Source organism: Williamsia sp. DF01-3, from assembly GCF_023051145.1.
GTDB lineage: Bacteria > Actinomycetota > Actinomycetes > Mycobacteriales > Mycobacteriaceae > Williamsia.
The window spans coordinates 25,741-49,029 of the sequence record NZ_JALKFS010000001.1 but is presented as its reverse complement, the minus strand read 5'-3'; the positions used below and the strand labels follow the sequence as shown (position 1 = coordinate 49,029).

24 protein-coding genes are annotated in these 23,289 nt (G+C 62.7%); 19 read left to right on the top strand and 5 right to left on the bottom strand.

The features are described from left to right. Nucleotides 1-81 precede the first annotated feature (81 nt). Nucleotides 82-648 carry a sigma-70 family RNA polymerase sigma factor gene (locus MVA47_RS00270; RefSeq protein ID WP_247206250.1) on the bottom strand — a complete coding sequence of 189 codons (567 nt, stop codon included), beginning with the start codon at nucleotides 646-648 and terminating at the stop codon, nucleotides 82-84. Nucleotides 649-1,269: 621 nt separating this feature from the next. Here MVA47_RS00270 and MVA47_RS00265 point away from each other — a divergent pair. Continuing rightward, nucleotides 1,270-2,547, top strand: coding sequence for an EAL domain-containing protein (locus MVA47_RS00265; protein ID WP_247206249.1), 1,278 nt, complete (start codon nucleotides 1,270-1,272; stop codon nucleotides 2,545-2,547). Nucleotides 2,548-2,683: 136 nt separating this feature from the next. On the opposite strand, the gene MVA47_RS00260 is transcribed toward MVA47_RS00265, so the two are convergent. After that, the gene (locus MVA47_RS00260; RefSeq protein WP_247206248.1) at nucleotides 2,684-2,932 is read right to left on the bottom strand and encodes a hypothetical protein; all 249 of its coding nucleotides are present in this window, start codon (nucleotides 2,930-2,932) and stop codon (nucleotides 2,684-2,686) included. 14 nt (nucleotides 2,933-2,946) lie between these two features. On the opposite strand from MVA47_RS00260, the gene MVA47_RS00255 reads away from it, so the two are divergent. The 11 genes from MVA47_RS00255 (at nucleotide 2,947) to MVA47_RS00205 (ending at nucleotide 14,511) form a co-directional block, all read left to right on the top strand. Then, the gene (locus MVA47_RS00255) at nucleotides 2,947-3,153 is read left to right on the top strand and encodes a hypothetical protein (RefSeq protein ID WP_247206247.1); all 207 of its coding nucleotides are present in this window, start codon (nucleotides 2,947-2,949) and stop codon (nucleotides 3,151-3,153) included. Nucleotides 3,154-3,667: 514 nt separating this feature from the next. Further along, entirely contained in the window at nucleotides 3,668-5,374 is a 1,707-nt protein-coding gene (locus MVA47_RS00250; RefSeq protein ID WP_247206246.1) for an N-6 DNA methylase, read from the top strand. Then, complete coding sequence (locus MVA47_RS00245) at nucleotides 5,374-6,264, top strand: hypothetical protein (RefSeq protein WP_247206245.1); 891 nt, start codon at nucleotides 5,374-5,376, stop codon at nucleotides 6,262-6,264. Before MVA47_RS00250 ends, MVA47_RS00245 begins: the two co-directional genes overlap by 1 nt. Before the next feature lie 3 nt (nucleotides 6,265-6,267). Further along, complete coding sequence (locus tag MVA47_RS00240) at nucleotides 6,268-7,128, top strand: GAF domain-containing protein (RefSeq protein WP_247206244.1); 861 nt, start codon at nucleotides 6,268-6,270, stop codon at nucleotides 7,126-7,128. 622 nt (nucleotides 7,129-7,750) lie between these two features. Then, nucleotides 7,751-8,110 carry an SDR family oxidoreductase gene (locus tag MVA47_RS00235; protein WP_308280450.1) on the top strand — a complete coding sequence of 120 codons (360 nt, stop codon included), beginning with the start codon at nucleotides 7,751-7,753 and terminating at the stop codon, nucleotides 8,108-8,110. A 445-nt stretch (nucleotides 8,111-8,555) separates the two neighbouring features. Continuing rightward, nucleotides 8,556-9,671, top strand: a complete 1,116-nt coding sequence (locus tag MVA47_RS00230; RefSeq protein ID WP_247206242.1) for a trans-acting enoyl reductase family protein — start codon at nucleotides 8,556-8,558, stop codon at nucleotides 9,669-9,671. Nucleotide 9,672: 1 nt separating this feature from the next. Continuing rightward, nucleotides 9,673-10,734, top strand: a complete 1,062-nt coding sequence (locus MVA47_RS00225) for an NAD-dependent epimerase/dehydratase family protein (RefSeq protein ID WP_247206241.1) — start codon at nucleotides 9,673-9,675, stop codon at nucleotides 10,732-10,734. A gap of 52 nt (nucleotides 10,735-10,786) precedes the next feature. Continuing rightward, on the top strand, nucleotides 10,787-11,695 hold the full coding sequence (locus tag MVA47_RS00220; protein WP_247206240.1) for an alpha/beta hydrolase: 909 nt from the start codon (nucleotides 10,787-10,789) through the stop codon (nucleotides 11,693-11,695). Between the two features lie 28 nt (nucleotides 11,696-11,723). Further along, nucleotides 11,724-12,596, top strand: a complete 873-nt coding sequence (locus tag MVA47_RS00215) for an SDR family NAD(P)-dependent oxidoreductase (protein WP_247206239.1) — start codon at nucleotides 11,724-11,726, stop codon at nucleotides 12,594-12,596. A 17-nt stretch (nucleotides 12,597-12,613) separates the two neighbouring features. Next, nucleotides 12,614-13,255, top strand: coding sequence for a TetR/AcrR family transcriptional regulator (locus tag MVA47_RS00210; RefSeq protein ID WP_247206238.1), 642 nt, complete (start codon nucleotides 12,614-12,616; stop codon nucleotides 13,253-13,255). A gap of 875 nt (nucleotides 13,256-14,130) precedes the next feature. Next, a complete protein-coding gene (locus tag MVA47_RS00205) occupies nucleotides 14,131-14,511 on the top strand; it encodes a hypothetical protein (protein ID WP_247206237.1) in 381 nt (126 codons plus the stop codon). 353 nt (nucleotides 14,512-14,864) lie between these two features. Here the strand turns inward: MVA47_RS00205 and MVA47_RS00200 are convergent, their stop codons facing one another. Both MVA47_RS00200 and MVA47_RS00195 read right to left on the bottom strand, forming a co-directional pair. Beyond that, complete coding sequence (locus MVA47_RS00200; protein WP_247206236.1) at nucleotides 14,865-15,218, bottom strand: toll/interleukin-1 receptor domain-containing protein; 354 nt, start codon at nucleotides 15,216-15,218, stop codon at nucleotides 14,865-14,867. 366 nt (nucleotides 15,219-15,584) lie between these two features. Then, nucleotides 15,585-15,818 carry a DUF2188 domain-containing protein gene (locus MVA47_RS00195; RefSeq protein WP_247206235.1) on the bottom strand — a complete coding sequence of 78 codons (234 nt, stop codon included), beginning with the start codon at nucleotides 15,816-15,818 and terminating at the stop codon, nucleotides 15,585-15,587. A 409-nt stretch (nucleotides 15,819-16,227) separates the two neighbouring features. Between MVA47_RS00195 and MVA47_RS00190 the strand changes: the two genes are divergently transcribed. From MVA47_RS00190 to MVA47_RS00165, 7 genes are all read left to right on the top strand, one after another. Continuing rightward, on the top strand, nucleotides 16,228-16,398 hold the full coding sequence (locus MVA47_RS00190) for a hypothetical protein (protein WP_247206234.1): 171 nt from the start codon (nucleotides 16,228-16,230) through the stop codon (nucleotides 16,396-16,398). Then, complete coding sequence (locus tag MVA47_RS00185; protein WP_247206233.1) at nucleotides 16,395-17,183, top strand: ATP-binding protein; 789 nt, start codon at nucleotides 16,395-16,397, stop codon at nucleotides 17,181-17,183. The genes MVA47_RS00190 and MVA47_RS00185 overlap by 4 nt, the downstream gene beginning before the upstream one ends. 143 nt (nucleotides 17,184-17,326) lie before the next feature. Then, a complete protein-coding gene (locus tag MVA47_RS00180) occupies nucleotides 17,327-17,764 on the top strand; it encodes a peptidoglycan-binding protein (protein ID WP_247206232.1) in 438 nt (145 codons plus the stop codon). Between the two features lie 535 nt (nucleotides 17,765-18,299). Further along, nucleotides 18,300-19,976 carry a nucleobase:cation symporter-2 family protein gene (locus tag MVA47_RS00175; protein ID WP_247206231.1) on the top strand — a complete coding sequence of 559 codons (1,677 nt, stop codon included), beginning with the start codon at nucleotides 18,300-18,302 and terminating at the stop codon, nucleotides 19,974-19,976. 405 nt (nucleotides 19,977-20,381) lie between these two features. Continuing rightward, entirely contained in the window at nucleotides 20,382-20,585 is a 204-nt protein-coding gene (locus tag MVA47_RS00170; protein WP_247206230.1) for a cold-shock protein, read from the top strand. Nucleotides 20,586-20,668: 83 nt separating this feature from the next. Further along, complete coding sequence (locus tag MVA47_RS27155; protein ID WP_374474024.1) at nucleotides 20,669-20,914, top strand: WhiB family transcriptional regulator; 246 nt, start codon at nucleotides 20,669-20,671, stop codon at nucleotides 20,912-20,914. A 445-nt stretch (nucleotides 20,915-21,359) separates the two neighbouring features. Beyond that, a complete protein-coding gene (locus tag MVA47_RS00165; protein ID WP_247206229.1) occupies nucleotides 21,360-21,836 on the top strand; it encodes a hypothetical protein in 477 nt (158 codons plus the stop codon). Here MVA47_RS00165 and MVA47_RS00160 read toward each other — a convergent pair. Then, nucleotides 21,833-23,083: an IS256 family transposase gene (locus MVA47_RS00160; RefSeq protein ID WP_374474026.1), complete on the bottom strand. Its 1,251-nt coding sequence runs from the start codon at nucleotides 23,081-23,083 to the stop codon at nucleotides 21,833-21,835. The genes MVA47_RS00165 and MVA47_RS00160 overlap by 4 nt on opposite strands. Between the last annotated feature and the right edge of the window lie 206 nt (nucleotides 23,084-23,289).

Here is a 23,289-nt window from a genome sequence, read left to right as displayed (position 1 = left end):
CGGCCACGGTGCGTACAGTGCCGTTACAGGCTGAACCGCGAATGTCGCTTGGCAAACCCAGCAGACCCCGGTCAGTAAGACTCAAGCTACCGAGGAAGCGCTGCCGTTCGCGTAGATGGTGCGCAGATGTACGAGCGCGTCGCGTAGCCGAGTCTTGAAGGTGGCCAGCGGCACGTTGAGGTGCGCAGCGCACTGCTGCGGGGTCATGTCCGCGAAGTAGACGAGCTCGATGCTTTGACGTTGACGTTCGGTGAGTGTGGCCAGATGCCCCCGCAGCTCGCAGTATTCCTCCCCGAGCAGCATCTGCTCATCTGAGGGGCCGTGATTGATGTCAGCGAACAGCACAGCCGCCCGGGCAATTCTGCGGCGCTGCCCCTCCTCTGAACGGACGCGGTCGATGGCGCGGCGGCGCGAAACCATCATCAACCAGGACAGCGGGCTGCCCATCCCCGATTCGTAGTGGTGGATCTTCTGCCACACCTCGAGATACACCTCGTGCAGGACATCTTCGGCGAACCCGACGTCGCGAACCGTGGCGTGAATCAGCGCGAACAACCGTGCCCGAGTGGACATGTAGAGACAATCAAAGGCTGCCGGTTCTCCCCTTGCCACACCGACGAGCACATCAGCAAGCTCTGCTGAATCCACCCTGGGATCCTGCGCAATAAGCACGGTGGTCATAACCGAGCATCGGTCGCGCGCACCAGTGTGTTACCGATCACCGTCACTGTCGGAAGTCATTCGACACGTGCCCATGAACGGATTGGTTTGCACAACAAATTACTTGTTTTATCTCTACGAAAGACCCGGTGGAGGGGTGCAACCGGCGCACGGTAAGACACGCGGTCATGGCCCAGAAGTGTCAGGCGCACCCTGTCCTGGGGGCCCGAATGATCGCGGACAAAGCCGCAACGGTTAGGACAATGGCCCTAGCGCGGCCCGCACACGCCGGATAGATAACGACGGGTCCGGGGCCAAAACCTGATCCGGCGAAGGTCGGGTTCGTGGACATGTCGCTGCTCCATCGACGGGTAAAGAATGCACGCTATAGGGCGTCAGTGTCTGATCGGTGAACGGTTTTCGCCACGCTGCCTTTACGGCCGCAGCGGCAGGTGAGCTCGCCGTTATGGGCAGACGCGGTGACCACTAAAGTGATAGTCGGCGGCGTGATGAGAGCAACGTTGCCGTGGGCACCGGCGAATCTGCGACACTGGCTGCATCCGTCGCGACGTCGGAGTACGTGATGGTTGGCCGAGGAGCGCGCTCACTATGGACCACACCACTGACTCCACCCCGACGGGGGTGCCGGACCTGTTAGTGCCCTCCACGCCAGCGCTGCGTGCTGTGGTCGCGGTGACCGCGCGGGTGACCGGGTGCCCGGTGGCGATGATCAATGTGATCGACGTAGGCCGGCAGTACACCGTTGCCGCCCACGGTTACGAAGCCGGTGGCAGTGTCCCGGTCGCACAATCAGCATGTGCTGGTGTGATCGCCCGCGGCGCCCCGATCGTCATCTCCGACGTCAGCGGTGATGTGGACAAGCATCGCGATGTCGTTGATCCGGTGCGCGAGAGCGGTTTTAGAGCGTATGCGGGAATTCCAGTGGGGGGCCAGGACGGCTCGCCGCTGGCCACGTTATGTGTCCTCGACATCCACGCCCGCCGCGCACGCGACTTTGATGACGCGGGCTTTCAGCAGTGTGCGGTGCTGGCTGCAGAGGCGTTGGCGGCGGCGTGGTCTACCCGCCGCGACCGAGACACCCCTACCGCTGCTTCACATCGTGCGGCGGTGGAGGTGGCTGAGGTTGCGGCTGCGCTCGATCGCGGTGAGATCGTGCCGTGGTACATGCCGATCGTCGATCTGCACACCGGCGCTGTGGTCGCGGTCGAGGCCTTGGCCCGGTGGTTACACCCGGTCCGGGGGGTTCTGGCCGCTGATGCGTTCATCCCCCTGGTCGAGCAGTCCGAGCTGATCATCGACTTTGATCTCATGATGTTGACGCGTGCGCTGGCGGACCTGCAGCAGTGGCGTGGCGCCCGCGGTGACGCCGACAACGTGGCTGTCGCCGTGAACTTTTCGGCCCATCACTTCTACCGTTCTGACTGCGCTGAGAAGATCGATGCGGTCACGTCCGCGGCGGGAGTGCACCCCAGTTCGGTGATACTCGAGATCACCGAAACAGTTGCGGTGTCTACCACAGCACTCATGGACGCGCACGTCATCGACGACTTACGGGCCCGTGGCTACCTGATCGTGTTCGACGACATCGGTGGTAGCTGGCTGCCCGCCGAGCACCTGCTCTCGATCGGCGTCAATGGACTCAAAGCCGACCGCACCGTCGGCTCAGCGCTGCACACTCCCACCGGCCGGGCCATCGCCCGCGCTCTGACCGCGCTGACCACCGAACTGGGCCAGTTCCTGGTCATCGAAGGCATCGAAACCCCCGAACACGCCCACCAAGCCCGCATGATCGGCGCCCGTCTGGGCCAGGGATACCTCTGGTCACCAGCACGCCCGGCCAACACTTTTCCCATGCTCGACCCCTGAACCCCGAGGTCGGCCAGGATGTCAGCTCCCGCGCCGGCCCATGTCAGGGTGCCGTGCACGATCAGATTCTAATCCCTCGCCAGATGGGGCTTCGCCCAGGGTGGCGAGCATCGGATCGGGAACAGGCGGCACCCGTTCAGGATGCCCCGCCGGCAGGGACGGCACACGTGCTGCGGTCCGGCCACGATGTCGCCAGGCGGGGAGGTGCAACGACACGTACAGGTGCTGGCGCGACACCCGCAAACACGCCGGGTGCCTTGCCCTCGAATCCGTGCTGGGCACGACGCCATAGGGGTGCGAATCCGTTGTCGATGACGGCGATCGGGTCGTCGAACGCTCCTACGATGGTGGCGGTGTGCCGAACCCGGTACACCGAACCGAGCACAGGAGGTCATCTTCATGGGTGGAATTGCCGACAAGTTCGACAAGGCATACGAGGAAAAGCCGATCAGTGAGCTCGCTGACGCCCCCGTCGAGGCGCTCCAAGGGGTGAGCCCGGGCGATGCCCAGCACCTCAAAGAGGCGTTCAACATCAAGACCGTGCGCGATCTGGGCACCAACAAGTACTTCCTCTGGGCCCAGGCAGTCGCCAAACTCGCCGACTAGCAGTCCACGACGTCGAAAGCCGCGACCCTTCACCAGGTCGCGGCTTTCCGTCTGTCCGGGGTAGTCCGTAGGCTCGCGAGTGCGGAGGGAGAAGGCTCGATGAAGGAGCCACATGTACACCGACCGCAATCCACCTCGTAGCTGCCCGAACGGGCACCGGCTGGGCCGTACACGGTGCTGGTGGGCTGGGACAAAGGCGCGGCACGGGCGGGCTTACGGGGTCTTCAACCTGTTGCCGCGCTAACGAACTTACCGATCACCGAATAGATTGCTGGTTCCGAGCGCGCCTCACGAGAGGTGTCAGTGAAAGTTGATACAACTTTCGGGTGCAATCAGAACATGAGGTGACAACGTCGCGCCGGCGCCACTGGCGCGGCGAGCGCAAAGCTGTGTTAGTTCGGGTGCCGGTCGGGCTCGCCGACCAGCTCGCAGAGGAAGCTTCGAGTCGAGGCACATCCGTCAGCGAATGTGCGGCTGCGATCTTAGCCGACGCCCTGCATGAAGGGTCAGTAGCGTGACTCGGATACTGCAGACTGCGGCGACCGAGCTAGAGGACTCGCTCGCTCTACGGAAGGCTCGCGGGGCGTTTTTCACGCCGGCGGCGTTAGCCGACTTCGTCTCTCGCTGGGCAATCCGCACTCCTGTCGACACTGTCTTAGAACCTTCGTGCGGCGAAGCTGCTTTCCTGACCTCAGCGGCGACTCGGCTGGACGAATTGCACTCTCCACGCACGCGCCCCCAGCTTGAGGGGATCGAGATTCACGAGCCGAGCGCTCAGGCTGCGGCCAGGTTGGTGAAAGCGACAGGTCGCGCAGCGAGCATTCGTGTCGACGACTTCTTTGAGGTCCCCAGCAAGCGCCGATTCGATGTCGTCATCGGCAACCCGCCCTACGTCCGGTACCAGGATCATTCAGGTGCCGCCCGCCTCGCCAGCAGGCGCGCTGCGCTTCGTGGCGGCGTTGGTCTGACCGGCCTCGCCTCAATGTGGGCGGCAGCAACAGTGCACGCAGCCGAGTTTCTGCGCCCAGGCGGACGGCTCGGCCTCGTTGTTCCTGCGGAGCTTCTATCGGTGAACTATGCCGCAGAGGTGCGCCGCTACCTGATGGAACGGTTCGGCCGGGTGCGCCTCATCATGTTTACAGAACGGGTGTTCCCGGGGGTCCAGGAAGAGGTCGTGCTGCTCCTGGCCGAGGACGCCCTAGCAGATGGGGGCACGGATCATTGCGAACTACACCAAGTCCGCTCGATTGACGACCTCGACGACGAACTGTCATCTGGTGCGGCTCAACACCGTTGGCGGCCAGCGCATGCGCGGGCTAAATGGACGCCGGCCCTGCTGCCCGCGACTGCGTTCGAGGCGTATTCGGCTCTCACCGACAGCGCGGGGTTCGAGGTGCTGCACGAGTGGGGCGACACGACTTTAGGTGCGGTCACTGGCCGCAACCAATATTTCGCCCTGTCTCCTGCCCAAGCAAGGCGATTGCGACTTCGTGACTCAGAGACAGTGCGGCTGTCACCTCCAGGTAGTCGCCACCTACGTGGCTTGTCGCTGTCCACAGAAGCGTTGAACCGGCTCGGCGACGGAGGCGCGCAGACTCTGCTCTTTCGTCCCGGGGTGAAGCGCTCCGCCATGTCACCCGGGGCCCGGCGCTACCTGGACGAGGGTGAACAATCCGGAGTCCACGAAGCCTACAAATGTCGTGTCCGCTCACCCTGGTGGCAGGTGCCGATCAGCGAACCTGCCGATCTGCTGCTCACCTATATGAACGCCGACACGCCCCGCATGACCACCAACTCCAGTAGAGCGGTGCACCTCAACAGCGTCCATGGGATCTATCTGAGACCCGACTACCGATCGTCAGGAGCATCGCTACTGCCCATCGCGTCGCTCAACACTGTGACTCTTCTTGGAGCTGAGCTCGTCGGACGCGCCTACGGCGGCGGCATGCTCAAGATCGAGCCGCGAGAGGCAGACCTATTGCCTATCCCCTCCCCTCAGCTAGTCGAGCAGTTGGAGTCGGACCTACGGCATCTGCGGAAACCGGTCCGCGACGCTCTCCGCCGCGGCGATCTACTAGGCGCCGTGCGCCTCGTCGACCACGTTGTCCTTCGTCAAGGATTGGGCGTGTCAGACGACCAACATGCTGAACTTGTTGCCGCGCACGCCCTCATGTCCGCGCGTCGCTTCGCTCGTGCCGCCAAGCCTCGCCACCACAGCTGATGGCGCGCACCGACTCGTTTAGTCAGTTCGATCACCTCTTCGGTGACGAACCAACTGATCCGTGGGCGCACCGCCGTGGTGAGTCACCGACCTACACTCCTGACTACCGACTGCTCGAGCGGTTACTGGGTATACCCGTGGCAGAAGGCGCGGCGTCGGAGAGCGGCAAGTTCGCGAACGGCATCGATGCGTGGATCGCTCAAGAGTTTCGGCGAGCAGGATTCGAGCGAGATGAAGTGTGGCCCAGAGCTTCTAGACCTCGTGTGCTCCCTCGGGACATCAGCGTGTTGCTCGAGAAACTGCCAGCACCACTTAGGGAACAGGTCGCTGCACGCCTACCGTCGATCGCTGCCGTTGCGCCCGTCGACGCTCGTGTGCTCGGTCAGGCCTACCCCAAACAGGTCGATGTTGTGATCGCTCGGTGGGACCGAGGACCAGAGCTTCTCGTCTCGACCAAGGCCCAACTCTCGAGCTTCGGTAAGAACCTGCCCAACCGATTCGAAGAATCTTACGGCGACGCTAGCAATCTCCGCGGACGGTACCCTCTAGCCTCTGTCGGCTACTTCTTCGTCCAGCGCGCGACCATCATCCGCGATGAACCCGACGCGTTCGAGCGCACGATCGACATGGTTCGAAAGCTTCGACATCGAGGAGATGTCAACGGCTACACCGCAACCGCTCTACTTTTGGTCGACTGGGATGGGACAATCGCCGACCCTGCCGTTACCGCCCATCCAGAATTGGTACCCGCCGACATCAGCCCACCGGGCTTTTTCACCGAAATGATCGACCATCTGCTGTCCGTCACACCCGTCTCGTACCACGTACGGGTCAGGGAACGCCGAGAGCGCCGCGATCTACCCCTACCCGACAGTCCTGACAGCGACTGACTCATGACGGACACGGAGAGCAAGCAAATTAAAGACCATGCGGTGCTCTACACGGCCGCAGTCAGTGTGCTCGCAGTCCTCACCGCGCTGACTACATTCAGTATCAGCGTCACGGCTGGCACAGTTCAGAACGTTGCGCGCGTAGCCGCCCTTGTTCTCGGCGTCCTGACCGCATTCGTCGGCTTTCTCAAGTTCCGCAACGAGCGCGCCTTCAAGCATCAGCAGGAGCAAGAAAAGACCTCCCTGACCGAGGCGCTCCAAGCGGAGGCCCGCCGCACAATGCTCCTAGTCAATGGCGCCATGCTAGGAACCGCTGAGCAACTACGCGAACTGGCGGTGGCCGACCAACCCACAAAGGACGAGCTGATCAGCGGACTTCGTACCTCGATCGTCTGCAAGGTGTGCGACCTGGTTCAAAGTTATGCACCCCGGGCAGGCTACTTTCGAGTGGAAGACCTGACAGCAACCCGCAGGGTCATGCGCACCGGGACCTACACCCACTCACGCAACCGAGAAGACTCCTTCACGACAGAATTTGCCGAAGGACCCGGTCAGCCCGACCTCGCAGTATGGCAGCTAATCGACTCTGGTGACGTTTTCACGAGCAACGACACAAAGTCGAGCGTCCCCGATACATGGGACACCAACGCCAATAGGCAGTACCGGTCATTTGTCTCGGTTGCGGTACGCGCTGACGGCCTAGCCTTCGGGATGCTGACAGCAAACACCATGGAGACTGACGGGTTCACCGACTCTGATATCGGCATGATGAAAGTACTTGCACACCTCCTGGCCACGGCCGAGGCGACCGTTCTGTCGACGGGCAAGATCAACAAGATTCGCAATCAGATGGACTCGCGGTGACTGTCAGTGGGTATCGCTAGTGTTCGCGGAAGTAGACATGAAAGGTGGTGTGAGCCCCATGGAGAATCTCGAACCGGCACTGTTCGATGACCCCGACATGAGACGGGCATGGCAGGAAGCGATTGCTGCTGAACGAGAGGCGGAACGGCACCCTGAGCGCACGGCGGAGCAACGCCGGCGACTCATTCGCTGGGCAGCTCGACGCACAACTAGCGCCTGAGCTACACGACGCGGTAGCGCGCTCCGCGACATGCCTCACGAGGGTCTATACCTGGACCCCAAGCCCAGGGCGCTAACCACCATCACCGTTGACGAAATATATTGCGCAGCAACTAGTTACGCCGATTATATAGATATGTCAAGTAAACTTGACGCGGTGCGGGTTAGAGCCACCAGACGCCGGCGCCGATCAACGGAACTGCCACGCGGCCAGCAATTACATCCGCCGGCGCGGAACGTGTCTGGGCCGGTTACTCAGATGTCGTGTCTCTCCTACCGGGCTTCGCGCTGGACCGGCCGGTCAAAGCATAGGAAAACTTCTTCCCATTGTCGGGAACGCACTCCCCCTGGATGGTTGATCTGGACTGATTGACGATGGCGGGAGCGCAGTGCGAGTACTTGCATTGGCGGGACAGGCAGCGTCGGGCGGTTGGTTGTGCGCGAAGCGACTGAACTGGGCCACGACGTTGCTGCGCTCGTCCGCGACCCGAACCGCGCTACCAGTGTGTTACCGGCAGGCGTAACACTGGTCGACGGGGACCTCACGACCGGAGCCGGGATGGACGAAGCGGTTGACGGCATCGATGCGATCACCGCGACCGTCGACGGTGATGCCCGACGGGTCGACTACGAGGGCGTGCTTCGAATCTTGCTTGCCCTCGACAACCGCCATGCGCACATCGTGCTCATGTCGGCCATCGGAATCGCCAACGTCGGGGCCGCCTCCCCACTTCCAGACTGGAAACGCCGCGGGAGCGTCTGATCCGAGCAAGCGGCAACCCGTTCACAATCGCCCGACCGGGCTGGTTCGACATGCACGACGCCGACCAACAATCACTGCATCTGTTCCAGGGCGAGCAGCGAGGGTCGATGATCCCAGACGTAGGTGTCATCGGCAGACAGCAGATCGCTCGCGTCCTCGTTGGGGCACTCACGTCACTGGCCATGCCGTCTAGCGGGCGACAAACGACGAATAGCCGTTGTTCGGGAACGACTGCGGGTGATCAGCGGCGCGACATCCGCGCTGCTGCCCGACGACCGCAGGTGCACCTACACCCAATAGCTACGCAGCGCGGCTGCGACCGGCGCCAGTGCGACCTGAATGGCATCTAAAATTGGAATGCTTTCTAAAGTTGTATGCTCTCCTATATCCTGTTCTAGCTGGGCGTGTGTTGCGTCCAGTCTCGCGGTTTGGAGGGGAGTCGAGTATGGCGTCGCGCATCGTGGTTTTCGGAGCGACAGGTTTCACTGGTCAGCTGGTTGCCCGATCGTTGGTGTCGCGCGGTGTCCGTCCAGTTCTCGCTGCGCGTTCAGCCGAGAAGGTCGAACGTTTGGCGGCCGACCTTGGGGGTTTGCCCACGGCGTTAGCCGATGTTTCTCGCCCGGGGTCGGTGCGTGCGCTGGTCGAGCGGGGAGACGTTCTAGTGGCGACTGTGGGGCCTTTTGTCGAGTGGGGTGCCGCTGCTGTCGAGGCGGCCGCCGCCGCAGGTGCGCATTACCTGGATTCGACTGGTGAGCCGGCGTTCATCAGGCAGGTCTATGACCGCTACGGGCCGGAGGCGCGTCGCGCGGACAGCGTGTTGCTGACTGCGTTCGGTTTCGACTGGGTGCCGGGCCACGTGGCGGCTGGCCTCGCGTTGCGTGAGGCCGGTCCGGACGCGGTTCGTGTGGACATCGGCTATCTGAGTCTTGATAGCGGTATCAGCGGAGGGACAAAAGCAAGTTCGGCGCGAGCTGCGCTTGAACCGTCGTTCGGGTTTCGCAACGGGCAGCTGCGCAGCGAACGTACTGGTGGCCGTATTCGATCCTTCACTCTCGATGGCCGACAGCGGCGTTGGGCGTTCAGCGTAGGCGGTACCGAACACTTCGGGTTGCCCAAGCATTACCCGTCGCTGCGCGAGGTTAACGTCATGCTTGCAGGCGCAGGCCCGGCGACGACCCGCGCGATGCCTGCAGTGACACTCGCGCTGGCAGGTATCGGCGCGGTGGAGCCCTTACGTCGCGGCTTGATCAACCTCATTCGGGAGCGTGTCTCCGGGTCGACCGGTGGGCCGGACGCCGAGTCTCGCCAGCGTAGTGGCTCGCTGATCGTTGCGGAGGCGTTCGCCGGCGACGGCCAACTTCTACATCGCGCGACGCTGTCGGGGGTGAACGCCTACGACTTCACCGGCGATCTTCTTGCCTGGGGAGCGATTCAGGCCGCAGACGGTGCTATCACGCAGGCGGGTGTGTTGGACCCCATCAGCGCGTTCGGCCTCGACCCGCTCACCACCGGTGTCGCCGAGGCGGGCATCCAACTCTCTACTTCGCGAGGAGCGATCTGACGTGGCCACTCCAGCTACCAACACGGTCAACATCGACCCGACCGCACCTGTACTGGTTACCGGCGCAAGCGGTTACATCGCCAGTTGGATCGTGCGCTATTTACTCGAGGGCGGGTACACCGTGCGCGCGACGGTTCGCAACCCCGACAAGGCGCAGGGCCTCGAACACCTGCACCGCCTCTCTACGCAGCACCCCGGCCACTTGACACTGCATCGAGCTGACCTTCTCGACCAGGGCAGCTTTGCCGAGGCGATGGCCGGCTGCGAGGTGGTCATGCACACCGCCTCACCGTTTCTCGTCGGCAAGATCCGCGATCCCCAGGAGCAACTCATCCGTCCCGCTCTCGGAGGCACAACGAACGTCCTGACCAGTGTCGAACAAATGCCGACAGTCAAGCGAGTTGTGCTCACCAGCAGCGTCGCGGCGCTCTACGGAGACAACGCGGACATGCAGGGCAAGTCCGAGTTCGGCGAAACGGATTGGAATACGACCAGCACGCCCGATCACCAGCCATACAATTACTCCAAAACCGTTGCCGAACGCCAAGCGCGCACGATTCACGACGCCCAGGATCGCTGGGATCTGGTCAGCATTCACCCAGCGGTCGTACTTGGCCCCTCCCTGACCGACGTCAGCATCTCCGGGAGTATGACGACGATGCGGCACTTCACCGACGGGTCGTTGACACTCGGTGCGCCCGCGCTGATCTTCGGTGTAGTCGACGTTCGTGATGTAGCGCGAGCCCATATCGCTGCGGCATTCACATCCTTGGCCTCCGGCCGCTACATTGCGACCGCCGATACACTCTCGCTACTGGAAATCGGCACGATACTCCGGCAGGAGTTCGGCGATCGACGCTCGTTCCCGCGCCGCGAACTGCCCAAGTACGTGGTCAAGCTCGCTGCACCTGCGACCGGCATGTCCCGCAAGGTCATCGACCGCAATCTCGGTTGGCCCCTGGCGTTCGACAACTCCCGTACCCGCACCGAACTGGGCATCGAGTTCCGGCCCGCCTCTCAATCTGTTATCGAGATGTTTCACCAGATGAACCAGAAGAAGTAGCGGTCAGCCCTCGCAGACCCGACCGAGCCACCCTCACTCTAGGAGCAACTGCATGCCCAGCAAGACAACCCGCACCGACATCGTCTTCTCATCCGGCGCTGATGAGTGCGCCGGATGGCTGTACACACCTGATCGATCCGCGACCGACGGCCCGGCACCGATCATCGTGATGGCGCATGGACTGGGCGGAGTCAAAGAGGAGCGACTCGATGCCTTCGCGGAACGATTCACCGCCCAGGGCTACGCGTGCCTGGTCTTTGACTACCGCTACTTCGGAGCCAGTGGCGGACAGCCGCGCCAACTACTCGACGTCAAAGCCCAACTCGCCGACTGGAAAGCGGCAGTGGGGTTTGCCCGGACCCTCCCCGGGATCGATCCTGATCGAGTGGTGTTGTGGGGAACCTCGTTCGGTGGTGGCCACGTCATCATCACCGGCGCCGATGATCGCCGCGTTGCTGCCGTGATCGCACAGTGCCCGTTCACCAGCGGCCTGGCTTCGAGTCTGGTGATTCCGCCCATCACCTCGGTGAAGGTCACCGCCCGCGCGGTACGAGATGTTATCGGCTCACACCTGGGCCGTGCGCCGGTGATGGTGCCCACTTATGGTGCGCCCGGATCGACCGCACTCATGACCTCCCCGGACTCGGCAGCAGGTGTCGAGGCACTCATCCCCGTAGGCGCGACCTATCCCAAAGACGTAGCAGCACGGATCGCGCTGCAGATTTCGACCCACTTCCCGGGTCGCCGCGTCAAAGACCTCACCTGCCCGATCCACTTTGCAATCAGCGAACGCGACACCGTCGCGCCAGCAAAAGCGACGCAGAAGTACACCAGGGACGCCACCTTCGGAGAAGTGAAACTCTACGACGCCGGCCACTTCGACATCTACGTCGGTGACTGGTTTGAACGCAACGTCACCGATCAGATTGCCTTCCTGCGCCGTCACGTGCCGGTGCAGTAAGACCACACCGAAAGTAGGAGACCCCACCATGAACCGCTACGAACTTGCCGGGCGCACGGTCGTCATCACCGGCTCCACCGGCGGACTGGGCTCCGCGCTTGCCCAGGCGCTCCGCGACCGCGGCGCCAACCTCGCCCTCCTCGACCTCGACGAGAACCGCACCACAGAACAGGCTGCACATCTCGGCAGCCTCTCTGTCGCCCGCGGATGGCACGCGGACGTCCGCGACCTGGCTAGCGTCCAGGATGCGATCGACGCCGCCGCCGAACACTTCGGTCGCATCGATATTGTCATCGCCAACGCCGGAGTTGGGTCCATGGCGCCGCTGGAGACACTCGCGCCGGAGGTCTACGAGAGAGTCATCGACATCAACCTCAACGGCACCTGGCGCACCTTCCGGGCCGCGATGCCCCACGTCAAGCGGACGGGCGGTTATCTGCTCGCGATCTCGTCGATGGCTGCATTTGTACACTCACCGCTGAGCGGTCCTTACGTGGCCAGTAAGGCCGGGGTGTGGGCGCTCTGCGACGCCACCCGGCTCGAAGTCCGCCACTACGGCGTCGCCGTCGGCAGCGCGCACCCGACCTTCTTCAAGACGGCCATGATGGACGAGGTGCAAGACGACGCCGCCGGCAGCATCGTATGGGGAGGCAACAAGAGGGGACTATGGAAGATGATTACCCTCGACGAGGTCGTGTCCGCTGCCCTCGACGGAATCTCCCGACGTGCCCCTCTCATCGTCGCGCCGCGCACCAACTCTCTGTTCGCCCGCGTGCCTGGAATTATCCGCCCCCTCGTGGAGCGGGTCGGGTTTCCCGGCCGCACCATCCCAGACGCCATCGCTGCCGTCGGTGGTGACGGCTGGATCAGCGACCGAGATGACAAGCCGACTCGCGGCTAGATGAAAGTGTGAGCACAATGCCCTCACCCCCGACTACGGCCCTTCCAGACCGCCGAGGCCGCAAGAACGCAGCTACCCGCGAGGCGATCATCGACGCCGCCGAAGAACTGCTCCGCAGCGGCGGCCCCTCAGCAGTCACTCTGCCGACGATCGCCGAACGAGCCGATGTGGCACTACAGACCATCTACAACCGTGTCGGCTCGCGAGACGCCGTTCTGCTGGCGGTAGCCGAACGCGCCTTTGCCGCCAACCGCATCTACATGGACGAGGCCTACAACACCGGCGGCACGCCCCGCGAACGCATCCTGGCCGCCGGCAATGCCTATATACGCTTCGCGACCGAACGACCCCACGAGTTCCGGCTGCTTCTCGACCCACCCGAGCTGCCCGGGCCGACCGAGGCCATCGCCGATCTCACCGACGAGCAAAACGGCAAACTCGCCGCAGCGTTACGCGCCGGCATCGCCGACGGGTCGGTCCGTCCCGACCTCAACCCGGACCAGACCGCGAAGCTCCTGTGGGCGATGCTCAACGGCGTCCTCGCCCTGACCTGGCGCACGGACCGAACTCGGATCGACCCTGACGATCTGCTGGCACCAGTCGCCGACCTCATCGCACGAGGCGTTGAGTCCCGCCCCGAGCGGCACCCATCGAATTGACACTCATGAACTCACGAAGACAAGCCAGGGACAGCCAACGGCACTAAAATCAATGCCATCCGTACGACGCCAGCGAGCACGCACAACACTCCGGTGATGTTCATTGCACCCGCGATGGCGATCAGTTCGCGCTACTACCGACCCCTGGTTGCTGCCTTCGAACGCCGTGGTTGGGTGGGCCGCAGAGGATCTGAAACCGACGGGCCTAGTTGCCAACCGAAAACACGACTGATCCTACGGCGGTGAGATCAATTGAACGGCCCGAGACACGAAGGGGCCGACCCAGGCCCGGATGCGGCGACGGCGACTAGCGCGCCCCTCCGCAACCCCGGCCATCGAGCCACGCCGCGAGTAGATGTCACGATACGAGTGCTGGAATATCGAGCGCACCCGAGAGTTCATGAATAATGACGATTATGCATAAACGCCTTGTCGGATGTGCGACGACACGGCGAGGCGGACCCGATCTGGCCCAGTGGTCGGCCACAGAGTGCGTGCATCGCCAGGGAGCTTAAGCGGGCCGCGTCATCGCCTGGTAGCTATCGCCGGCCTCCCCGCGAGTGTTGTAGCTAGTTGTACGGGCCTTCGTGCCATGATCCGTCCCTGCAGGTGTAGGTAATTCCACTGTTTTCGTGGTAGCGGGTTGTCCCCTCGACGCAACTGTCAAGGTCCGGTGCGACGGTCGTGGCTGGAGGAATCACCACCGGTTCTGGCGCTGGGTCCGGCTCTTCTGGAGGTGGCGTAGCGGTGGTCGGTTGGGCTGTCTCGGGCGGTGGGGCAACCGCAGGCTCCTGGGACGGGGCCGTGGGAATCCCCGTGATATCCCACTCGAACGCCTGCCGTGTGTCGGGATCGCGGTATCCAAGCAGTTGGGCTTGGACCGGCACACGGAAGATTCCGGTGCGAAGAATCTGGGCGTTCGGCAGGGGGTTGTTCGTTGCCGTCTGGCCTTCAGAATTGACCCCGCACTGATACTGGTCCTCGACATTCTGCGTCGCCCGGACGGTCTGATCGGTAACGCTATAAAAGTTTGTGGTCGCCAAGTACGCGCCATCGAGTGGAATATTCGATGTCTCGAAGACGAACGTTGCGACGAGAAGTCGGTCGCCGGTGTCACTGGGCGGCCTGGCTGTGTTTTCGGTGTCGCACACGCCAGGATCGACGACGCTTATGAGTGTGATCTTGTATGCGCCGTCTACACGTTGGGCAGGCTTTCCGATCTGGCCGACGGTCGCGCCACGCCCGGCGGTCGTTGAGGTAGGCGAGGTGGACGTTGGCGAACTGGACGTCGACTCGTCGTCCGACGAACACGAAGCGATGAGCAATGTCGCGATGAGCGCTACAACGAAGCCGGTGAGCCGCATGATCGTCATCCTCGCATCCAGCCGGCCAAGGCTTGGGTCGAAACTCCGAACGCTGCCGCACTCACCCGCCGCCGTGCGGGAATAGGTGGTGTGGCGGTGCGGTGTACGCCGCAGCTGCGGCCCTGCTCGTCACTGGAGGCGAAATAGACTGTGCTGCAGAGTGTTGCGCAGACAATATACCGTTGTCCCCTGTTTCTTCCGGGGCTTTGTGCACATCGGTCTAGCCGAAACGTACTGTGCTGCCGTCACAGTGGCGGGGCGGTGAGTGCTGCTGAGGCAGCGGCGATCTTTGCAGCCACGTCGGCGAGTGACGAGTCGGCGCTGTTGAGCCCGGACCGCGAGGCGAGCAATGGGCTCACGTCACGTAGCGCATCGAACGTCGTTCCGTGGGCGACCGGAATGACGCGGTCGGTGGCCAGGAGCGCCGAGAGTTCTTTGTCGGCGATTCCCTCGGCGGCCAGGCTGATGAGCAGGGCCGGGGTGACTAGAACGATTCCGACGCGGGAGCAGGCCAGGCCCCGGTCGATCTCGCGCAGTAGCGACTTCCCCAGGCCAACGTCCTTTTCGCTGCACCACACAGTCGCACCGTGAGTGAGCAACAGGTTGTAGAGCTCGGTGGCGCAGTCGAGTCTGTCGTCCCATGCGTGGCACAGGAACAGGTCGCGGCGCTGGGGGGTGTCGAACTGCCTGCTGCTCGGCCGCCTGCGTAACGAGCTCGAAAGTCCGCCACTCGCTGGATGAGTAGCTCACGGACCGCCCGGCACGGGTGCGGCGCACGCCGCCGCCGGAGACTTCGCCTGTCCCGGATCCGGATGACGGCACCCGCGAAACGCCCCCGTGCGCCGGTCGCGGTGGCACGTAGGTGGGACGTGACCGCGATCGGTATCTGCATACCGGACAGTTAGCGGCACCACTTGCCGTACGGTGCCCCTCTCGGGGTGCTGTGCAGCCGGACGTGGCAGTCACTACCCCTTCGAGGACTGCGGGTCGTTGCCGGGGGCGATCGTGTCTTGTGCTCGGATCTGGCCGTTGCGGCCCCGAACCTGCATCTCGCCGCCGCCGTCGTTGGCGAGGATGTCGCGTGCGCGGTCAAAGCCTTCGGCCTGGGTCGGCGTCATCGCACTCGCGCGATCGGCGCCGGGTTTGCGAACCTCCCAGGCGCCGTCGTCTCGCTGCTGGACCACTCTCTTGTTGGTCATCGTGGGCCTCCTGCCCTACGTTTTCGTTCGAACGTCCACAGCGTATCTATCGGGTCCGACACATCGGTCCGACTGCGCAAGGCGGCCGTCTGTTCGGGCTAGGATGAACCGCAGAGAACGAGAGGAGCGGTTGAAATGCCGCTCGGCACGGCTTTGGCTAGCGGTGTTTCGCTGCGTAGGCCGCGTTGAATCGTCAGAGTAAACAGGTCTAGTTAATCTAAAACTATCTAACGCCGTGGTAGCGTCTTGCCGTGCCCAACCCGTTCCACGCCAGTTTCGGTGTCAGTCCCCCGCTGTTGGTGGGCCGGGAGGCAATGCTCGAGGAGTTCGACGAGGCCCTCGAGGACGGGCCGGGCTCGGCGGGACGGGCGACTCTTTTCACCGGTGCGCGCGGCGCGGGAAGACGGTCATGCTCAACGCGGTCGAGGACCTCGCACGTCAACGAGGCTGGCTCGTAATCAGCGAGACGGCCACACCCGGGTTCGTCGAGCGAATCACCCAACAGCATCTGCCCCGGATGCTGCGTGAGTTCGATCCCGCCGCCGTGCGACGCCGGACCAAGGTGTCACCGCGCCGATGAGCGCGGGGCGACTGGACTGGGACACGGTCGAGACCCACGTCATGCAGGCCGGGCTACGCAATCAGCTCGAACTGCTCACCGATCTGCTCGCCGACCACAGCACCGGGATTCTGATTACGCTCGACGAGATCCACCAGAACCAGCTCGCCGAGCTGCGCGAGCTGGCCAGCACGGTGCAACACGCCTTCCGGGAAGGCCGAGACCTGGCCTTCGTCGGTGCCGGGCTCGCCGCCAGCGTCAGCGACGTGGTCAACGACGACGTCCTGACCTTCCTGCGCCGCGCTGATCGCCACACCCTCGGATCGGTCCCGCGCCGCGATGTCGAACGCGGATTCGGCGAACCCATCAGAGCCGCCGGCCGCACCATCGGTGACGAGGCATTGGGGGTCATGGTCGACGCGACCGGCGGCTACCCGTTTCTGCTGCAACTCATCGGCGCCCAAACCTGGCGGTTACACCCCGATGAGGCCGAGATCAGCGTTGACGATGCGGTCGAGGGCACCACTCGCGCCCGCCGGCGCATGGGCCGGCTGATCCATGAACCCGCCCTGAGCTCCGCCTCCGACATTGACAAGTCGTTTCTGCTGGCGATGGCCCAAGACGATGGGCCCTCGGCCATGGCCGACATCCGCGCCCGCCTCGACGTTGACGTCAACTACGCGAGCCAATACCGCCTACGACTCATCGCCGCCGAACTCATCCACTCCACTCGGCGCGGGTACGTCGACTTCTCCCTCCCCTACCTGCGGGAGTACCTCCGCGACCACGCCGCCTCAGGCGCATAGATCCGGCTCAGGCTGGCTGTATCGCCAATGGCGACGCGGCACAGGAGAAATGGCGATATAATGAATCATTGTTAAGCAAAAAATGACACGGCGCTGGTAGGGCCGCTGCCGAGGGTGCTGTCATGGGTTGTGGTGCTTAACCCGTGCGCGACTCCGAGGCCTGCTGGCTGAACGTGAACTCCAATGTTAAGTCATACGTCCGTGCCGTGCTGGGGCCGGCGGAGTTCAATTCTTCCGCGCGCTTGCGTTTCATGTCCGATCTACCTTTGTTAGCGCCTCAACTTTCGCCCTCCGGCCACACTGCCAGTGTCACCTGGGCGGGCTACAGTAACGCGGAAGAGGTGAGGCGCGTGATCAAATTCGGTGACCATGGACCAGTGGTGCTCGCACTTCAACGGGAGCTCAAAAGTCTAGGCTACTACGAGGGTGATTTTGATGGCATGTTTGGTGAGCTGTTGAGGGTTGCAGTGTGGAATCTGCAGGCGGAGATGGGTATTCCCGACGATGACGAGGGTGTCGTGGGTCCAATGACCCGCCGATACCTCGCTGAAATGGCTGGCGACGCGTCTACATTGAGCTAGCGCGGCCGAACGACTGCGCTGCTCTTTACCGCCGCTGATCGTCGACCGAGACCGCGCCCGTGCTGTCGACTGTCATCCGATTTCGGTCTGAAGTGGTGGTGCCCTGCAGGGTGCGCTGACTACTTCCGCAGCGGCTACATAGACTCATGCAGTGGAGCCTCGCCACACTTACCGCCGACCACTACCATCCCGATTCTGAGCCCAGCGATACCTAAACGCATGCAGTTCAGGCGCGCATGCCTGACGGCAACCGCATAGATTACTAGCGGCCGCTTTCCAATCGCACTTCATGTTTGGTGAGTGCACGCTGGATGAGGCTGTTCCGGCGGGACGGTGCGCGGCTCAGACGCTGAGCATCATTTCGGAGTGCATGCCCCCCGCCATCTACCGCCGAGGCCTCAAACGAGCCGCTCAGCTAGGCCGCAACCCAGTAGTGGTTCGCGACTGAAACACTGCGGCAATGTCTTAAGCGCCTGCCCGAAACTTAGAGATCTAACGATGGTTGATGTCATGTCACCGCGTCGTAAGGACTCCCGTGGCCTCACTGAGTATCTTGACGAAGGGAAAAACTGCCGACCATCCGGTAGACGAAGTACCTCCGCTGACCCGGCTGGTGCCACTGGGTCTGCAACATGTGCTCGCGATGTACGCCGGTGCAGTGGCCGTCCCGTTGATCGTTGGTGGCGCCATGGTTGGTGTTGGTGAACTTGATTCATCAGACATTGTCCACCTGATTATGGCTGACCTGTTCGTGGCTGGTATCGCCACGATTTTGCAGGCGGTTGGCTTCTGGCGCTTCGGTGTCCGCCTGCCCTTGATGCAAGGTGTCACCTTCGCGGCCGTGTCACCGATGATCACAATCGGCACCGAGCACGGGATCACCGCCATTTACGGCGCGGTGATCGCCTCGGGCCTGTTCATGATCCTCATGGCACCAGTGTTCGGACGATTGATTCGGTTCTTCCCGCCCCTGGTCACCGGCACGATCATTTTAATTATCGGGGTGTCGCTGATGCGGGTAGCCGCAGGATGGTTTGGTGGCGGCACCGCGACCGGTCCCGACTTTGGTACACCCAGTGCGATCGGAATGGGCTTCTTCACACTCCTGGTCATCCTGTTGATCGAGCGCTTCGCTCCGGATGCGCTTCGTCGGGTATCGGTCCTTTTGGGATTGCTTATCGGAACACTTGTCTCGATACCCTTCGGGATGCCTACCTGGGACAACGTCAGTAAATACGACTGGGTAGGGATCGTGACACCGTTCCAGTTCGGTGCCCCCACCTTCCAGGTCAGTTCGATTATTGCTCTGATCATCGTCGCGATTGTCATCATGACCGAAACCACCGGCGACACCGTCGCTGTCGGCGAAATTGTTGGAAAGAAGATTACGCCACAAAAGCTCGCGGACGGTCTGCGCGCCGACGGCCTGGGAACAATCCTGGGCGGTGTGTTCAACACGTTCCCCTATACGGCGTTCGCACAAAACGTTGGACTGGTCGCGATCACCGGCGTCAAAACCCGCCACGTCGCCACGTGCGCCGGAATCATTCTGGTGATTCTAGGACTATTGCCGAAGATGGCCGCCATCATCGAAGGAATCCCCATGGCGGTACTCGGCGGCGCCGGCGTCGCGCTGTTCGGGATGGTGGCTGCAAGCGGGGTGCGCACCCTGTCCAAGGTGTCGTTCAACAACCGCAACATCCTGGTTGTTGCTATCTCGGTGGGAGTGGCCATGCTGACCGAGTCCAAGCTTTACTACACCGACCGTAACCTGGGAGGAACTCAGCCAGTTGATGTTGCACTCGATCTTTACGACCAGTTTCCCGACTGGTTCCAAACCATATTCCATTCTGGAATATCGGCTGGTGCGTTGACCGCTATCATCTTGAACCTGATGTTCAACTCGGCGGCAATGCGTAAGGACGCCGACACCGAAGACGAGATCGGCGGCGGAGGTTTTGATGCGCCCCGTGGGCCTTTTATCGACCCACGCGATGCGCTCGAGGCAGCCGACCCATCGACCAGCTCGGACAAATTGCGCGTACTGGCCAACAAACACGAAGACCTACACACCATCATCGTGACAAACCCGAACGCCGATGCCGACTTGTGCGACTGGATCCGCAAGCAAGACAATCCCAAAGTTAAACAAGTATACGAAAAATGGGACGGACAGACGCACGGAGAGTTTTCCCGGCGCGGCCGAACATGAACCCGTCGTGTCGGGTGATTCCGTCCCGTGTCGACATGACAACACCGGGCTGAACCCTTAGGCCAAACACGCCCACTATCGCTACACCAACTGCCCGTTCGGCTGACTACATTCGCGCTCTGCCACCTTCTTCGCTCGAAACTGTGGGGTCAATAGGTGAACCCACCGCGCTGGCATGAATACAGTTGTACGAGCCTGGGCATCGAGTGCAAATCGATCTCGTAGCATCAGGCACAGGATGGCAGGCCCGCTCGTTCCCCGTGGGATACTTGGGGTTACTCGCGAGATGAGGCGTAAGTGGGCTGGCGGGGGTCTGTGGCATATCTCGGACCCCGAATACAGACTCAGTGCCGTGGCTGGTGTCGGCCGAGATGCGCAATCTAGAAAGCAAGAGGAGATCAGCTGATGGCTCAGGGAACAGTGAAATGGTTCAATGGCGAGAAAGGGTTTGGATTCATCGCCCCGGACGGGGAGGCCGATGATGTGTTTGTGCACTACTCGGAAATTCAGGGCAATGGCTACCGAACACTCAACGAAGACCAGCGAGTCGAGTTCGAGATCGGACAAGGCGCAAAGGCCCCCCAGGCGGTGAACGTACGGGCGCTCTAAGCCCGACGGCCTCATCGCGGGCGGGCGCTCGCTCGAGCCTTTCTTCTGCCGGGCAGCTCGCCTTACCCCCGGAGAGGGAAACAGTGATTTATAAGGAGAACCCGACGAGCCCGGACTTCGCGAACGCCCCCTGCTCTGGACAGTCCCCGCTGTTCGATGACCACCTCCGCGGCGAAACCGCAGCAGACCGTGCAGCCAGGCTCAGCGTTGCCACCCGTCTATGCCACGACTGCCCTTGTCGACAACCGTGCGATGCCCTGCGCCGTACTCAACACCATCCGACCGGAGTGTGGGCCGGCCGCATCTACCTTGATCGCCGTCGCCACTGAACAAGTGATAACGAATATGACCCACCCGAGGCCCGGCTATCGACGACCAGCTCATGTCAACATCCTTGGTCTGCTGACTTCCCTGTCTCAGATCTAACGCGTTCGTACCCGGTAAGTAGCGGCGGCACCTAAACTTTAGGTATCGGGGACATACTCGCGTTTGCCCCGTAGGACGGTGCAGGGAACTGAGTTCAGGCGATGCTGAGCACCTCAACATCACACTCGTACGGGCACGACCAGTTCTTCCTCTGGGCCGGCCCAGGCAGTAGTGGACAAACTTGCCGTCTAAACCTCACGTGCCGGTTTTGGGACCGGGTGCACTATGCCTGGTGAGGTCGATGGTCGTCGATCAGCGGTCTTGCTTACTTCGATCGCCTGCGAAATCAGCGGCCCTGCCGACGCCGCCAGGGAGGATGCTGCTCGTGCCCAACTCACAGTGGAAGACGTGCGCGCGCTCGCGCGGGAGACCGCCGCCCCGTTCGCCAAAGAACAACCCGGCCACGATCTGCTCGACCTCGCTATCACCCATACCGTGCCGCTAGCCTTAGCCGCCCGCACCGTCGCGGCACTGGCGATCGCAGCCGAACTGGCCGCCTCAGCCAGCACGCCCGACCGCCGAGCCGCCCTCGACGCAGTCCGCGAACCACAAGCACTCATCGTCGCCTGGGCACTGCTCATCGAACGCACCGCAACCACCGACGCCGAACCCTTCGACTCAGCTATCGCGGTCCCCGAAGCCGCCCTGCACCGGGCCCTGCGCGAACTCGACCGAGCCCGCACCCGCCTCGCCCACGGCATTACCCCTCTGGACGGCGGCAACCCCGACCACCTCTCCCACGCCCTGGCCACCGACATCACAGCACTACACGCCGAACTGGGTCTGTCCGTTAAACGGTGGGTGAGGCCCGGCGGTTCTCATTAGCGGATGGTTCTTTCGAGCCGTCCGGCGAAGGTGATCGCGAACGCGTTCAACGCAGGCTTCCACCTGATCACCCAGCGTGCGCGGCCCCCGCCCGTGGGGTCAAGGGACCGCGTCACCAAGTACAGGCACTTGAGCGCCGATGCCTCGTTGGGAAAGTGCCCTCGGGCGCGGACTGCCCGCCGATAGCGGGCATTGATCGACTCGATCGCGTTCGTCGTGCAGATCACCCGCCGGATCTCGACGTCGTACTCGAGGAATGGAACGAACTCCGCCCAAGCGTTCTCCCACAACTGCACGATCGCCGGATACCGATCGCCCCACTCGGCGGCGAACTCGACGAATCGATCCTTCGCGGCCTGCTCACTCGGAGCCGTATAGACCGGCTTGAGGGACTTGACGATTGCATCGCGATGCTGCCGTCCGGCGTACCGGAAGCTGTTGCGGATCAAGTGAACGATGCATTGCTGGACGACCGTGTGCTCCCAGGTGGTGTTGATCGCCTCGGGAAGTCCTCTCAGCCCGTCACACACGGCGATGAATACGTCCTCGACGCCGCGGTTCTTCAACTCGCTGAACACCTGCAACCAGAACCGGGCGCCTTCAGCACCGTCGCCGGCCCAGATGCCGAGGATGTCGCGTTCACCGCTGACGGTCACGCCCATCACGACGTAGAACGGGGTGTTGCGCACCTGTCCGTCACGGACCTTCACCACGATCGCGTCGACGAAGATGACCGGGTAGATCGGATCCAGTGGCCGGGAGGACCACTCGGCGAGTTCGGCGGTCACCTTCTCGGTGATCCGGCTGATGGTGTCCCTGGAGACCTTCGCCCCGTAGACCTCGTCGAAGTGCGCGGCGATCTCACCGGTGGTCAACCCACGGGCGGTCAACGAGAGCACGATCTGATCGATCCCGTCGAGCCGGCGTTTGCGTTTCGGGACGATGACCGGTTCGAACGAGCCGTCCCGGTCCCGAGGGACTTCGATCTCGACCGGCCCGATCTCGGTCAGTACGGTCTTGGTGCGGGTGCCGTTGCGCATGTTCTCCGCGATCGGTGTTCCGCCGTGTTCGTGACCGAGGTGCTCGGTCAGTTCTGCTTCCAGAGCGGTCTCGAGCACGCTCTTCGTGAGCTGGCTCAGCAGGCCTCCCGGCCCGACCAGGCTCACGCCCTGTTCCTTCGCCTGCGCGAGCAAACGCTCCGCGAGCTCCTTCTGATCAATGATCTCCCCGGTCACGGGATCAATGATCGCCTCGCCCAGCACTTCTGTCGTGTCAGTCACGGTCATTTCCTTTCGGGTCGGACCGGACCCTCACCCACCGTTTTCCGGACAGTCCCGCCGAACTTTAAAACACCGCCTGCGAGTGGGAACTCTGCTGCCGCGGCGGGTGAAGGAGCAGACCTGCTCGGCGCAGGCCCGAGAAACCCATCGTGAGGTGCGGCGACAGCTAGGCA